General features: G+C 64.9%; 11 protein-coding genes. 8 read left to right on the top strand and 3 right to left on the bottom strand.

Annotated features, from left to right (window positions below):
• Positions 1-50 precede the first annotated feature (50 nt).
• The gene (locus tag AC0L3X_RS30750) at positions 51-1,232 is read left to right on the top strand and encodes an MFS transporter (protein WP_063986014.1); all 1,182 of its coding nucleotides are present in this window, start codon (positions 51-53) and stop codon (positions 1,230-1,232) included.
• A gap of 10 nt (positions 1,233-1,242) precedes the next feature.
• Complete coding sequence (locus tag AC0L3X_RS30745; protein ID WP_473317084.1) at positions 1,243-2,277, top strand: aldo/keto reductase; 1,035 nt, start codon at positions 1,243-1,245, stop codon at positions 2,275-2,277.
• 7 nt (positions 2,278-2,284) lie between these two features.
• On the opposite strand, the gene AC0L3X_RS30740 is transcribed toward AC0L3X_RS30745, so the two are convergent.
• Both AC0L3X_RS30740 and AC0L3X_RS30735 read right to left on the bottom strand, forming a co-directional pair.
• Positions 2,285-3,895, bottom strand: a complete 1,611-nt coding sequence (locus AC0L3X_RS30740; RefSeq protein ID WP_063980545.1) for an amidohydrolase family protein — start codon at positions 3,893-3,895, stop codon at positions 2,285-2,287.
• Entirely contained in the window at positions 3,892-4,710 is an 819-nt protein-coding gene (locus tag AC0L3X_RS30735; protein ID WP_063980546.1) for a uracil-DNA glycosylase family protein, read from the bottom strand. The genes AC0L3X_RS30740 and AC0L3X_RS30735 overlap by 4 nt, the downstream gene beginning before the upstream one ends.
• Positions 4,711-4,974: 264 nt before the next feature.
• On the opposite strand from AC0L3X_RS30735, the gene AC0L3X_RS30730 reads away from it, so the two are divergent.
• The 5 genes from AC0L3X_RS30730 to recQ all read left to right on the top strand — a co-directional run bounded on the left by AC0L3X_RS30730 (position 4,975) and on the right by recQ (position 12,306).
• Positions 4,975-6,549 carry an amidase family protein gene (locus AC0L3X_RS30730; RefSeq protein ID WP_354131675.1) on the top strand — a complete coding sequence of 525 codons (1,575 nt, stop codon included), beginning with the start codon at positions 4,975-4,977 and terminating at the stop codon, positions 6,547-6,549.
• 424 nt (positions 6,550-6,973) lie between these two features.
• Positions 6,974-8,275, top strand: a complete 1,302-nt coding sequence (locus AC0L3X_RS30725; protein WP_063980548.1) for an O-acetylhomoserine aminocarboxypropyltransferase/cysteine synthase family protein — start codon at positions 6,974-6,976, stop codon at positions 8,273-8,275.
• Between the two features lie 12 nt (positions 8,276-8,287).
• The gene (gene metA, locus AC0L3X_RS30720; protein WP_063980549.1) at positions 8,288-9,289 is read left to right on the top strand and encodes a homoserine O-succinyltransferase MetA; all 1,002 of its coding nucleotides are present in this window, start codon (positions 8,288-8,290) and stop codon (positions 9,287-9,289) included.
• 105 nt (positions 9,290-9,394) lie between these two features.
• On the top strand, positions 9,395-10,138 hold the full coding sequence (locus AC0L3X_RS30715; protein WP_063980550.1) for a polysaccharide deacetylase family protein: 744 nt from the start codon (positions 9,395-9,397) through the stop codon (positions 10,136-10,138).
• A 302-nt stretch (positions 10,139-10,440) separates the two neighbouring features.
• On the top strand, positions 10,441-12,306 hold the full coding sequence (gene recQ, locus AC0L3X_RS30710) for a DNA helicase RecQ (RefSeq protein ID WP_354131674.1): 1,866 nt from the start codon (positions 10,441-10,443) through the stop codon (positions 12,304-12,306).
• Positions 12,307-12,479: 173 nt separating this feature from the next.
• Here recQ and AC0L3X_RS30705 read toward each other — a convergent pair whose 3' ends face one another.
• Positions 12,480-13,493 carry a 1-aminocyclopropane-1-carboxylate deaminase gene (locus AC0L3X_RS30705; RefSeq protein ID WP_063986015.1) on the bottom strand — a complete coding sequence of 338 codons (1,014 nt, stop codon included), beginning with the start codon at positions 13,491-13,493 and terminating at the stop codon, positions 12,480-12,482.
• Positions 13,494-13,656: 163 nt separating this feature from the next.
• Here AC0L3X_RS30705 and AC0L3X_RS30700 point away from each other — a divergent pair, with 163 nt between their 5' ends.
• A complete protein-coding gene (locus tag AC0L3X_RS30700; protein WP_354131673.1) occupies positions 13,657-14,121 on the top strand; it encodes an Lrp/AsnC family transcriptional regulator in 465 nt (154 codons plus the stop codon).
• Positions 14,122-14,148 lie beyond the last annotated feature (27 nt).

Here is a 14,148-nt window from a genome sequence, read left to right as displayed (position 1 = left end):
TGCTGCGCTGCGGCTATCTGCGTGGCTCGTCCCTCGCATTGGAGCCACGCATGCCTCCCGCCGTCCTCGCCCTCACCGCCGGTGCCTTCGGCATCGGCACCACCGAGTTCATCATCATGGGCCTGTTGCTCCAGGTCGCCGCCGACATGCACGTCTCCGTGCCGGTCGCGGGGCTGCTGATCTCCGGCTATGCGCTCGGCGTCTTCGTCGGCGCGCCTGTCCTGACGCTGGCGACGCGGCGGATGCCGCGGAAAACCGTTCTTCTCGCCCTGATGGCGATCTTCACGCTCGGCAATGCCGCTTGCGCGCTGGCGCCGAACTACGAATGGCTGATGGCGGCGCGGGTGCTGACCTCGCTCGCCCACGGCACCTTCTTCGGCGTCGGGTCGGTCGTTGCGACCAGCCTCGTCGCGGAGGACAAGCGCGCGTCGGCGATTGCGACCATGTTCATCGGCCTGACGGTCGCGACGCTCCTGGGCGTGCCCTTCGGCGCCTGGTTCGGCCTGATGCTCGGCTGGCGCGCGGCATTCTGGGCGGTGACGGTGATCGGCGTGATCGCCTTCGCAGTGGTGGCCACATTCGTGCCCGGCGATGTCGGCAATGGCGACAAGCCGATCTCGCTCTCCGAGGAGGTCGCGGTGCTCGGCCGTCCGCAGGTGCTGCTCGGCCTTGCCATGACCGTGTTCGGCTTTGCCGGCCTGTTCGTCGTCTTTACCTATATCCAGCCGATCCTGACGCGCTTCACCGGTTTTTCGGAAGCCGCGGTGTCGCCGATCCTGCTGGTGTTCGGTACAGGTCTCGCAATCGGCAACGTCGCCGGCGGCAAGCTCGCCGATCGCGGCCTCGCGCGTGCCCTGATCGGCACGCTCGCTGCGCTCGCCATCGTGCTGCTTGGCCTTGCCGCCGTGCTGTCGGTCAAGATCGCAGCCATTGCGCTGATCCTGCTGCTCGGCATTGCGGCCTTTGCGACCGTCGCGCCGCTCCAGCTTCGCGTGCTGGAGGCGGCGGGGCCAAGCGGCCGCACGCTCGCCTCCAGCCTCAACATCGCCGCCTTCAATCTCGGCAACGCGCTCGGCGCCTGGGCAGGCGGCGTCACCATCGACCGCGGGCTCAGTCTCTCCGCGCTGCCGCTGGTCGCGGCCGGCATCACGGCTGTCGGTCTCGTGCTCGCGCTATGGAGCCTTCAGCTTGATCGAACGCAGTCCGCAGTCGCGGCGTGCCCGGCGGAATAGGAGAATGATCATGGAATATCGCAATCTCGGTGCCTCCGGCCTCAGGGTACCCGTCCTCAGCTTCGGCACCGGCACGTTTGGCGGCCAAGGCCCGCTATTCTCGGCCTGGGGCCGCAGCGGCGCCGACGAAGCGCGCAGGCTGGTCGACATCTGCCTCGAGGCCGGCGTCAACCTGTTCGACAGCGCCGATGTCTATTCGAACGGCGCATCCGAGGAAATCCTCGGCGCCGCGATCAGGGGACGCCGCGACAAGGTGCTGATCTCCACCAAGATGAGCCTGCCGATGGGCGATGGTCCGCTCGATGCCGGCTCTTCGCGATATCGTCTGGTCGCCTCGGTCGAAGCAGCGCTGCGGCGGCTCGGCACCGATTACCTCGATCTGCTCCAGCTCCATGCCTTCGATGCGTTCACGCCGATCGAGGAGGTGCTGTCCACGCTCGATACGCTCGTACGCGCCGGCAAGCTCCGCTATGTCGGTGTCTCCAATTTCGCCGGCTGGCAGCTGATGAAGTCGCTCTCCATCGCTGACCGGCACGGCTGGCCGCGCCATGTCGCACATCAGGTCTATTACTCGCTGCTCGGCCGCGACTACGAATGGGAGCTGATGCCGCTCGCACGCGACCAGGGCGTCGGCGCGCTGGTCTGGAGCCCGCTCGGCTGGGGCCGGCTCACCGGCAAGATCCGGTGCGGAAAGCCGCTCCCTGCGAGCAGCCGTCTGCACGCCACTGCGCAGTTCGGCCCGCCCGTGGATGATGAGCGTCTCTATGCCATCGTCGACGTGCTTGAGACGATCGCCGCGGAGACCGGCCGCACCGTGCCGCAAATCGCTATCGCCTGGCTGCTGTCGCGTCCGACCGTATCCTCGGTGATCATCGGCGTCCGCGACGAAGCGCAGTTGCGCGACAATCTCGGCGCGGTTGGCTGGTCGCTCAGCGCTGCGCAGATCGCGCGTCTCGACGAGGTCAGCGCCGTGATGCCGCCTTATCCCTACTACCCCTATCGCATCCAGGAAGGCTTTGCGCGCCTTAACCCACCGCTGGTGTGACGGAGAACTAGTAAAAGGCCGCGATCGCGGTCGCGATTCCCGCTGGAAGATTCGGCTCGTTCTTCAGCGTGTCCAGAAACGCGGGATCGCCTGATACCGTGAGGCCATCCAGCTTGATCGGGTGCAGCGGCTCGGCCGCTGCCGCGACCGCCGCCAAATCCGGACCGGTCCTGACGCCGTTATATTCCAGCCGCGGGCGGAGCTGGACGTTGTTGCCGAACTGCTCGTCGAGCGCGAGACGCCATCCGGTGCGTGACACCGCTCCGCGGGCGATCGCATCACTCATGGCGAGGCTGTGCGGTTGCAAGGTGCCGAGATTGCCGAGCGCGGCACGGAGGCGGCTCGTCGCCTCCGCCAGCGTGATCCTCTCGATCCCGGGATCCTGGTCGGGCGAGGTGAAGTCGATCACTCGCGCGCTGCTGCCGATCTTGAGCGCCTCGCCGATTCCGCCTGCCTTTTGCATGACCGTCTTCGTCCCATAACGGGCTCGTCCGCCGATGGTGACCAGGACGATGTCCTGCTCGCGCGATTTGATCAGATGAGCGTAGGGATCGCCGGTGACTCCCTTCACGACCAGAAGGTCGGCGAACTTGCCATTGGCAATCGTTCCCAGCTTCGTATCCCACTTGAGGATCGCGGCCGGATTGCGCGTCGCCATCGAGACGATGTCGTAGTCGCTGAAGCCGAGATTGAAATGCGCGGACACGACCTTGGCCGCCTTCAGCTCGCCGAGCAGGTTCTTGCTGCCGGACGGCGACCAGTCAGAACCGAGCGCAATGGTGAGGCCGGCCGTGCGCGCAGCAACGACATTGGTCGTCTTTCCGTAGAGCAGGAGATTGCTCAGGGGCGACCAGACGACCTTGGCATGGTTTTCGGCCATCGTTCCGAAGTCGGTCGCATCGAGTGCCGTGCAATGAATGCCGGCGAGTGACGGCTCGATCGCCCAATCTCCCTCGGAATTGCGCAAGGCGAGGAAGTGGCTATGCGCCTTGGTGTCGATGCCTTCGCTGAGATGCAGCAGGAAGCACGATGACGATTTCAACTCGTTGTCGAACTTCGCCCAATCCTCGGCATCGATGTCGGGAATCTTCGAGTGTGCCCGCGGCAGATCGGGCGGGCTGCCGATCTCGGCGGCGCGCAACGCGCCCTTGTAATATTTGTGGATCGTGCCGCTCCAGTTCGACAGCGTGATCCCCTGGCTCGTCGTGGTCCCTGCGACCATGCACTTGGCTTCGACATAGCGGACCAGGGCCGGCAGCAGCGAGCCGTCGTCGGCGAGCGCGATCGCGCTCATGGGGCCGGTGACCGACGTCTTGTACGATTTGGCATTCTGCCATTGGTCGCGATTGCCGTAGGGCTGCGGCACGCGCCAGAGCGGCAGGATGTTGTAGCTCAGGTGATTATGCAGCTCGATCAGGCCAGGATAGATGGTGCCGCCGGTCGCCACTGCAACGACGGCCTCGAAGCCTGCCGGGGCCGGCTGTCCCTTGGGTACGATCGCCGCGATGCGATTGTCCTCGATGAAGATCGTCCCGCTCTTGATGACGTCGCCCTCGGTGGTCATCGTCACGATCCGCCCGCTCAGGGCCCATCGTTTCGGGTTGGCAGCCGGGCTCATGGGATCACTCCGTCGGGGATGGTGATCGTGATCGTGCGCCGCTTGGTGGCCGCGTCGGCGCCCTGGCGCACGGCCCATGGCGTGTCTCCGCGCATCCAGGCCGGCAGTCCGGCGGGAAGATCCTTTGCGATGATGTCGAAGAGCTCGGTCGGCTTGAAGGCGTCGCCGTACGGCACGAGCGTCGTCGGCACGTCGGGATGCTGGAGCCCAGGCGCGAGAGCCGCGAGCGCGGCATTCCACTTGGTCAGCATGATCTTCGTGTTCGCGGCCCGCGTCGCGTTATCGTGGGCCGAGCTTTCCGGCCAGGTCGGGTGCGTGATATGCTGATAGGCGAGGGTCTTGTAGGCCTCGCCGTCGGGCGTCTTGAGCCAAGACTTCCACGCCTCGTCGGCGAGGCCGCCGAGTGAGACAACGGCTTCGATATTGCCCGGCGCGAGCACGGCCTTGAACCATTTGTTGCGATACTCGACGATGCCCGGCTCGTTCTTGTGCTTGTTGCCGCCGCTCTGCCCGTAGACGCTGTACAGGAAGGTGTTCACCATCACGTAGCTCCGCGTGATGCCGAGCTTGGCGAGAAAGCCCTGAGTGCGGCGCCCCGCGGTGCCGACCAGAATTCTGCGCACGATCGTCTCGTGCTGGGCGGGATCCTGACCGACGACGAGCACACGCGCCGATCCGTCGAGCCGGCCGCGGTGAAAGATCGGCCCCCATTCAATCCGGAAATCGTCGGGATCGTAGGTTTCAGCGCCCGGATAGTCGGCGCACAGATCGCGGAAGGGTTGCTGGTCGTATCCGCTGTCGAATTCCACGAGCATGGCAAATGCTCCGATGCGTCGCTGTCAGAATAGCTACGTCAAAAACCTAATCGCCATGGCACAATCTTGATGACACAATCTTGGCGGTGGTTTGTTCCACTATTCAACCAGTATATGGGTCAGGACAGCGGGGCCAAAGGTTCATGCGCGTCACTCGCGCCGGCCCGTGGCAGAGCGTCGCGGCGACGCGCCATGCAGAAACGCGCCTGTACACGCTCGCGTGATCTCCATAACCTCCGCCGCGCAATTTTTTGGAGATGCGGCGTGGCGAAGAAGACGGCGACGAAGAAGAAAAGTGTTGCAAGGAAAGTAACGAAGACCTCGGTCAAGGCGAGCACCGCCCGCAAGGTGGCCGTTGCGAAGGCGGCCAAGAAGACGGTCAAGAAGCCGGCACCGCGTAAGGCGGCCACGGCACGCCGTCCGAAAGGTCCGGTCTGGCAATGGTCCGCGGTCGACACCGCAGCCGCGATCCGCAACGGCGCGATCTCCGCGGTCGAGACCGTCGAAGCGCATCTCGAACGGATGCGCGCCGTCAATCCGCGGCTGAACGCGGTTGTCGTCGATCTCAGCGAGGAAGCGCTGAAGGCTGCGCATGCGGCCGACAAGCAGCGCGCCAAGGGCGGCGCGCTCGGCCTGCTGCACGGCGTGCCCATCACGATCAAGGAGAATGTCGACTACGAAGGCCGGCCGAATTTCAACGGCGTGCCCGCCAACAAGGATTTAGTCGCGCCGTCGGACTCGCCCGTGGTGCGCAATCTCAAGAAAGCCGGCGCGATCGTCATCGGCCTCACCAACACGCCGGAATTCTCCTTCCGCGGCTTCACCGACAATCCGCTGCACGGGCTGACGCTGAACCCCTGGGACCCGAACATCACCTGCGGCGGCTCTTCGGGCGGAGCGGGCTCGGCGGTGGCCGCCGGCATCGGCACCATCGCCCATGGCAACGACATCGGCGGCTCGCTGCGCTGGCCGGCGCACTGCAACGGCGTTGCCACCATCAAGCCGACGCAGGGCCGCATCCCCGCCTTCAACGGAAGCGCCACGGCCGAGCGTCCGATGCTGGCGCATCTGATGTCGGCGCAGGGCCCGCTCGCCCGCCACGTCGGCGACGTCCGCCTCGCGCTCGATGTGATGAGCCAGCGCGATCCGCGCGATCCCTGGTGGGTGCCCACGCCGCTGGCCGGGCCGAAGCCGAAGGGACCGATCAAGGTCGCACTGGCCAGGATTCCGGAGGATATGGACGTCGATCCATCCGTCCGCGCGGCGCTGCGGCAGGCCGCCGATCACCTGGAGCGTTCCGGCTATCGCGTGACCGAGGTCGATGTCCCCGACATCGACGGCGTCTGGCAGACCTGGTGCGACATCATCACCAACGAGACCGTGGTGATGCAGGAGGCCGGCATGCTGAAGGTGACGTCCGAGGACTTCCACAAGGCCTGGGGCGGCATGAAGACCAAGGCCAATGTGCTTGATCTCAAGGCCTGGATGCAGGCGACGGCCGCACGCAACGGCCATATCCGCGCCTGGCAATTGTTCTTCGAGGAGTATCCGGTCGTGCTGGCGCCGACCACGGTGAAGCCGACGCCGGGTCCGCGCGACGACACCGTCAGTGCCGATCGCGTGAAGGAAATCTTCTGGGGCGAGATCCGCTTCATCTCCGCCATCAACGTGCTGGGCCTGCCCGGCGCGGTGGTGCCGGTGACCCTGCATGACGGCAAGCCGATCGGCGTGCAGCTCATCGCCGGCCGCTATCGCGAGGACCTCGCGCTCGATGCGGCGGCCGCGATCGAGAAGCGTGCCGGTGTGCTCGCTCACCGGCTCTGGGAGACGATGGAGTAGGGAGTACTCTCACCCTCCCCCCTTCTTGTGGGAGAGGGTGGCATAGGCGACCTTCGGCCGCCGTCCTTAGAACGCCGATGCTTTGCATCGGCTATGGCAAAGCGGCGAGACGGATGAGGGGTCTCTCCCCACAGGCGAGCATTTTGCCGTATGGACAGATACCCCTCATCCGGCGCTTCGCGCCACCTTCTCCCACAAGGGGAGAAGGGAAAGCACCGTCACTGCCGCGTTTGCTCGCAGCAATTCATTAATCCAATTCGATTCAAATTTTAGCCAATTCACCAACAATCGTTAGGGTTACTTCCTCGATCTCTAGGCGAATTATTGTCCGCTTTACCACCCGCCTCTAACAGAGGAACGGCGGAGAACGCACATGCCTCATACAGGCCAATAAGTGCGGCCCGCTCCACGCGGAGGTGGCACGATGCGCAACGAGACGATCGCTATTCACGCCGGCTACGAGCCAGAAGCCACCACGCACGCGGTTGCGGTGCCGATCTACCAGACCGCGGCCTATGCCTTCGACAGCGCCGATCACGGCGCCGCGCTCTTCAATCTCGAGGCCGAGGGTTTTCGCTACAGCCGCATCGCCAATCCGACCAGCGCGGTGCTGGAGAAGCGTATCGCCCAGCTCGAAGGCGGCGTCGGCGCGCTCGCGGTCGCGACCGGCCAGGCTGCGCTGCATTTCGCCTTCGTCAACGTCGCCGATCACGGCGGCAACATCGTTTCCGTGCCGCAGCTCTACGGCACCACGCACACGCTGCTCTCGCACATCCTGCCGCGGCAGGGCATCAACGGCCGTTTCGCCGAGAGCGACAAGCCGGATGCGATCGCAAAACTGATCGACGAGAATACGCGCGCCGTGTTCGCCGAGACCATCGGCAATCCGGCCGGCAATGTCTGCGACATCGAGGCTCTCGCCAAGATCGCGCATGCGCACGGCGTGCCGCTGATCGTGGACAACACCGTCGCGACCCCGATCCTGCTCAAGCCGTTCGATTACGGCGCCGACATCGCCGTGCATTCGCTCACCAAGTTTCTGGGCGGCCACGGCACCACGCTCGGTGGTGCGATCGTCGATTCCGGAAATTTCCCCTGGGCGAAGCACGCCGACCGCTTCCCCGGCTACAACAAGCCGGACGCCTCCTATCACGGCCTCGTCTATGCCGAGCGCTTCGGCCGAACCGCCTATATCGAACGCGCCCGCAGCGTCTATCAGCGCACCATGGGATCGGTGCTGTCGCCGTTCAACGCCTTCCTGCTGCTCCAGGGCATCGAGACCGTCGCGCTGCGCATGGAGCGCCATGTCGAGAACGCGCGCAAGGTCGCCGAATTCCTGCGCAAGGACTCGCGCGTTGCCTGGGTCAACTACACCGGCTTTCCGGACAGCCCCTATTACCCGCTCGTTCAGAAATACCTCGACGGTAACGCCTCCTCGCTGTTCACCTTCGGTATCAAGGGCGGCATGGAGGCCGGCAAGACCTTCTACGATGCGCTGAAGCTGATCACACGCCTGGTCAATATCGGCGATGCCAAGTCGCTGGCGTGCCATCCGGCCTCGACCACGCACCGGCAGATGTCGGCGGAGCAGCAGCGCGTTGCCGGCGTGCTGCCGGAGACGATCCGCCTGTCAATCGGCATCGAGCATTCGGCAGATATCATCGCGGACATCGATCAGGCGCTCGAGAAGGCCTGCCCGTCGGCCCGCCTCCAGGCCGCGGAGTAGGCGCCGGCGCCGATGACGATCTTGATCGACAGGGATCAAGGTATATCGAGCCCGGCGCTGGTGCCGGCCGAGGGCGATTTCGCGCGCGACCACGGTTTCGCCGATCTCACGATCGGCCTGATCAACAACATGCCGGATCCAGCGCTGAAGGCGACCGAGCGGCAGTTCATGAAGCTGCTCCAGGCGGCCGCAGGTCCGCGCCGTATCCGTTTCCATTGTTTCTCGCTGCCCTCGGTGAAGCGGTCGCCCGAGGCGAAGTGGCATGTCGAAAGCGAATATTCGGAACTCAGCGAGCTCAGGCACCACAAGTTCGACGGGCTGATCGTGACCGGCGCCGAGCCGGTCGCGCCCGAGCTCGACCAGGAGCCGTATTGGCGCGACCTCACCGACCTGATCGACTGGGCCAAGGTCAACACGCGCTCGACGATCTGGTCGTGCCTCGCCGCGCATGCGGCGGTGCTGCATCTCGACGGCATCGCGCGGCGGCGGCTCCCGGCCAAATGTCACGGCATTTTCGACTGCGAAACTGCGACGAACGATGCGCTGACGCGCGCTGCGCCTGCGCCCCTCAAGGTCTCGCATTCGCGCCTGAACGAGATCGCCGAGAGCGATCTCACGCAGGCCGGCTATCAGGTGCTGACGCGTTCGGCAAAGGCCGGCATCGATATCTTCGTCAGGCAATATGCCAGCCGCTTCGTCTTCTTCCAGGGCCACCCGGAATACGATGCGCTGTCGCTCCAGCGCGAATATCTGCGCGACATCGGCCGCTATCTCGCGCGCGAGCGCGAGGCGTATCCGCACCTGCCCGTGAGTTATTTTGACGCAGCGACTGAAGAGAAGCTCGCCCGCTTCGAGAAGAAGGCGACCCAACAGCGCCACCCGGCGCTCACCAACGAACTGCCTGCGCTGAATCTGCGCGCCGATATCGCTGCCGGCAGCGCCGCGGCGGCGCTTTTCCGCAACTGGCTGCAATATCTCGGTGCGGAAGCCGATATTTCGGTCCTGGCACGCTAGACGAAGGGCGTTGGTTCCGCATTAGGATTACCCGGGCGTTAGGCTTGCCTCTACCAGCGCACGAATGTTTCAGTAGAGAAATAGGGAACCGCAGGAAACGCAGTCGTGTGGTCGGCACTCCAGGGACGCGTGAGCAATCGGCTGGCCCGGCATTTCCGTGCCGCGCCGCACCGGCTGCCTGCGCATGCGCCGATGGTGAGCTTCACGTTTGACGACGCGCCCGATAGCGCCGCAGGCGAGGGCGCCGCGCTTCTGGAGACGCATGGTGGCCGCGGCACCTATTACCTCGCCGGCAGCCTGATCGATCGTCCGTCGGATCACTGGCACGGCCTGTCGAACGACGCGATCGTGCGGCTTCACCGGGCCGGTCACGAGATTGCCTGCCATACCTTTTCGCACCAGAGCTCGGCCGATCTCGACGAGGCCGCCATGGCGCGCGAGATCGAGCGTAACCGCAGCCATTTCCACGCCATCGATTCCTCGATCGTGCTGGAGAACTTCGCCTACCCCTATGGAATCGCCTCGGTCTGGCGCAAGCCGCAGCTTGCAAAGGCCTTTCGCTCGGCGCGCGGCATCCTTCCCGGCGTCAATCGCGACGTCATCGACCTCCAGTTCCTACGCGCCTCGCCTCTGGTCGATCGCGAGATCGATATTGCTGGCGTCGATCGCTATTTCGACGAGGCGGTGGCGAGCGGCGGATGGCTGATCTTCTACGGCCACGACGTCGCCGACGCGCCAAGCCCCTACGGCTGCACGCCGCACCTGATGCGCCATGCGCTGGAGGCGGCCGGGAAGCGCGACATGCCGATCGTGACGGTCGCGGAAGCGCTACGACGGATCGGGGCGTAGCTTCTTCTTCCTTCTCCCCTTGCGGGAGAAGGTGGCATAGGCGGCCTTCGGCCGCCGTTCCTAGGAACGCCGAAGCAAAGCTTCGGCTATGGCGCCGGATGAGGGTTATGTCTCCACAGAGCAAGCTTTACCGAATCCGTGGATAGATACCCCTCACCCGTCTCGCCGCTACGCGGCGATCCACCCTCTCCTGCAAGGGGAGAGGGGAAGAGTCCTGCCTGCCATCCAAACAGTCTTGCCATGCCCGCGCGGTCATGCGACTGGCCTTGTGACGAATCCTACGGCCTTGCACCGACGCACCCATGTCCGCTCCCTCCACCGCCCCGCTGCCTGCGCCGGCCAACGGCCGCGACGCGCTGTCGGTGCTGCATTCGGTGTTCGGCCTGCCGGAGTTCCGTGGTGCACAGGGCGAGATCATCCGGCACGTCACGGATGGCGGCAATTGCCTGGTCTTGATGCCGACCGGCGGCGGCAAGTCGCTGTGCTATCAACTGCCGTCACTGCTGCGCGAAGGTTGCGGTATCGTGGTGTCGCCGCTGATCGCGCTGATGCGCGACCAGGTCGCCGGCCTGCTCGAGGCCGGGGTCAACGCCGCGGCGCTGAACTCGTCGCTGACGCTGCAGGAAGCTTCCGACATCGAGCGCCGCCTGATCGCGGGCGATCTCGACCTGCTCTATGTCGCGCCGGAACGCCTGGTGACGCCGCGCTGCCTGGCGCTGCTGGCGCAGGCGAAGGTCGCGCTGTTCGCGATCGACGAGGCGCATTGCGTCTCGCAATGGGGTCATGACTTCCGTCCCGAGTATGTCGGCCTCTCCATCATCGCCGAACGTTTTCCGAACGTTCCGCGCATCGCGCTGACTGCGACCGCCGACGAACTGACGCGCAAGGAGATCGTCGAGCGCCTCCGGCTCGCCGACAGCCCGCAATTCGTCTCCAGCTTCGACCGCCCGAATATCCGCTACGAGATCGTCGACAAGCGCAACGCAGTGTCGCAGCTGAAAGAATTCATCCGGGAGCGGCATGCGGGCGACGCCGGCGTGGTCTATTGCTTGTCGCGCAATCGCGTCGAGGAGGTTGCCGCCGCGCTCGACGACGCCGGCATTGCGGCGCTGCCCTATCACGCCGGGCTCGACAGCAGCATACGCTCGCGCAACCAGGACCGGTTCCTCAACGAGGACGGCATCGTCATCGTCGCGACCATCGCCTTCGGCATGGGCATCGACAAGCCCGACGTCCGCTTCGTCGCCCATCTCGATCTGCCGAAGAGCATCGAGGCCTATTATCAGGAGACGGGGCGCGCCGGCCGCGACGGCAAGCCGTCGGCGGCCTGGATGGCCTATGGTCTCTCCGACATCGTGCAGCAGCGCCGCATGATCGACGAGTCCAGCGGTTCTGACGATTTCAAGCGGGTGTCGATCGGCAAGCTCGACGCACTGGTCGGCCTCGCCGAGACCGCGCAGTGCCGGCGCAAGCGGCTGCTCGCCTATTTCGGCGAGGCGGAGACGGCGAACAATTGCGGCAATTGCGACAACTGCCTGACGCCGCCCAAGATGCGCGACGGCAAGGTGCTGGCGCAGAAGCTGCTGTCCTGCGCCTATCGCACCGGGCAGCGTTTCGGTGCGATGCAGCTGATCGACGTGCTGATTGGCCGCCTCACCGAAAAGGTGACGCAGTTCGGCCACGACAAATTGTCCGTGTTCGGCATCGGGCGCGAGCTGAACGAGAAGCAGTGGCGCACCGTGCTGCGGCAGCTGGTGGCGATGGGGCATTTGTACAGCGACAGCGAGGCGTTCGGCGCGCTGAAACTGACGGAGAGCGCGCGCGGCGTGCTACGTGGCGAGACCGAGGTGTGGCTGCGCGAGGAGGCGCCGGGCACGCGCGTTCGCGCGAGCCGGACAAAATCCCGCCGTGGTGACCTCGCGCCTGCGGCCAACGCGCCGCAGGGCGATGTCGATCCCGAATTGCGGGCGCGGCTGAGGTCCTGGCGTTCGGACATCGCGCGCGAACGCGGCGTGCCGGCCTATGTCGTGCTGCACGATGCGACCATCGACGGCATCGTCCGGGCGTGGCCGACGACGCTCGACGAGCTCCGCAACGTGCCCGGCATCGGCGACAAGAAGCTCGAGCATTACGGCGACGAGCTGCTCCAGATCGTCAAGACGCGGTAGGGCTTTTCGTCATCCCGGACAAGCGCAGCGAAGCGGAGCGCAGATCCGGGATCCATAACCACAGGACGATGTGGTTGGGGCAAGCCGGCAACCACGAGTCTCCGCCAAGTGCGACCCTGTGGCTATGGGTCCCGGGCTCGCGACTTCGTCGCGCCCCGGACGACGGTCTTTGGCTAGCCGTTCCGGAATGCGTAACCGTAGCCGTTGAGCGCCGGCGCGCCGCCGAGATGGGCGTAGAGGATCTTTGCGCCCTTCTCGAAATGGCCCTTTTGGGTCAGGTCGATCAGGCCTTGCATCGATTTGCCCTCATAGACAGGGTCGGTGATCATCGCCTCTAACCGTGCGGTGAGGCGGATCGCTTCCTTGGTCTCTTCCGACGGCACGCCGTAGGCGGGATAGGCGTAGTCCTCGATCAGCACGACGTCGTCTTCGACGATATCCTTGCCGAGCTCGACGAGCTTGGCGGTGTTCTGCGCGATCGAGAGCACCTGCGCCTTCGTTTGCGCCGGCGTGAAGGACGCATCGATGCCGATCACCTTTCGCGCGCGGCCGTCGGCGGCGAAGCCGACCAGCATGCCGGCATGGGTCGAGCCGGTGACGGTGCAGACCACGATGTAGTCGAACTTGAAGCCGAGCTCGGCTTCCTGCTTGCGCACTTCCTCGGCGAAGCCGACATAGCCGAGGCCGCCGAATTTGTGCACGGAGGCACCGGCGGGGATCGCGTAAGGCTTGCCGCCCGCCGCCTTCACCTCCTCGATCGCCTGCTCCCAGCTCTTGCGGATGCCGATGTCGAAGCCGTCGTCGACCAGGCGCACGTCGGCGCCCATGATGCGCGACAGCATGATGTTGCCGACGCGGTCATAGACGGCGTCCTCGTGCGGCACCCAGGCTTCCTGCACCAGGCGGCACTTCATGCCGATCTTGGCGGCGACCGCCGCGATCATGCGGGTGTGGTTGGACTGCACGCCACCGATCGAGACCAGCGTGTCCGCGTTCGAGGCGATCGCGTCCGGGATGATGTATTCGAGCTTGCGCAGCTTGTTGCCGCCATAGGCGAGGCCGGAATTGCAGTCCTCGCGCTTGGCATAGATCTCGACATTGCCGCCGAGATGCTTCGACAACCGCTCCAGCTTCTCGATGGGCGTCGGGCCGAAGGTCAGCGGATAGCGCGTGAATTTGTCCAGCATCATTGGGTCATCCCGATTGGCGTTGAATTGGCTCAAGCGCCTAGCACTGCAGTGGACAAATGTGCTTTCAAATATTGCGCAGCAACTGTCGTAAAGCTTGCAGTCGATCGTCAAAAGGATCTATTTTCTTCCGAACTGGAGCCCAATAGCGAAAGCTTCTTCCATGGCCGCCCGGCTCGACCGTACCGACCTTAAGATGCTGAGATTGCTGCAAAATAACGGCCGGCTCAGCAATGCCGATCTGGCCGAAACCGTCGCCATCAGCCCCGCCACCTGCCATCGCCGCACCCAGCGCCTGTTCGAGGACGGCTTCATCGCCGCGGTCCGCGCCATGGTCGCGCCGAAGAAGGTGGCGAAGGGCACGCTGGTGATGGTCGGCGTCGTGCTCGACCGCTCGACCCCGGAGAGTTTTGCCACCTTCGAGCAGGCGATCACCAGGCTGAAATGCGTGCTCGACTGCCACCTCGTCGCCGGCGACTTCGACTATTTCCTTAAGATCCGCGTCGGCGACATGGAGGATTTCAACCGCATCCACGGCGAACAGCTGATCGCGCTGCCCGGCGTGCGCCAGACCCGGACCTTCTTCGTGATGAAGGAGGTCGTCGACAACGCGCCGCTGGAGTTTTGAGCCATAGCGTTTTCCAGCGAAGTGGAA

It is taken from the genome of Bradyrhizobium sp. MI1.7 (assembly GCF_055811795.1).
Note: the sequence above shows the minus strand (reverse complement) of the source record. Positions and strands in the feature narration are given on the sequence as shown.

Excerpts from the sequence above, each read along its gene's own strand:
- AC0L3X_RS30745 (WP_473317084.1), top strand. The coding sequence starts at position 1,243 with ATGGAATATCGCAATCTCGGTGCCTCCGGCCTCAGGGTACCCGTCCTC.
- AC0L3X_RS30725 (WP_063980548.1), top strand. The coding sequence starts at position 6,974 with ATGCGCAACGAGACGATCGCTATTCACGCCGGCTACGAGCCAGAAGCC.
- metA (WP_063980549.1), top strand. The coding sequence starts at position 8,288 with ATGACGATCTTGATCGACAGGGATCAAGGTATATCGAGCCCGGCGCTG.
- AC0L3X_RS30700 (WP_354131673.1), top strand. The coding sequence starts at position 13,657 with ATGGCCGCCCGGCTCGACCGTACCGACCTTAAGATGCTGAGATTGCTG.
- AC0L3X_RS30740 (WP_063980545.1), bottom strand. The coding sequence starts at position 3,895 with ATGAGCCCGGCTGCCAACCCGAAACGATGGGCCCTGAGCGGGCGGATC.
- AC0L3X_RS30735 (WP_063980546.1), bottom strand. The coding sequence starts at position 4,710 with ATGCTCGTGGAATTCGACAGCGGATACGACCAGCAACCCTTCCGCGAT.
- AC0L3X_RS30750 (WP_063986014.1), top strand. The coding sequence starts at position 51 with ATGCCTCCCGCCGTCCTCGCCCTCACCGCCGGTGCCTTCGGCATCGGC.
- recQ (WP_354131674.1), top strand. The coding sequence starts at position 10,441 with ATGTCCGCTCCCTCCACCGCCCCGCTGCCTGCGCCGGCCAACGGCCGC.
- AC0L3X_RS30705 (WP_063986015.1), bottom strand. The coding sequence starts at position 13,493 with ATGCTGGACAAATTCACGCGCTATCCGCTGACCTTCGGCCCGACGCCC.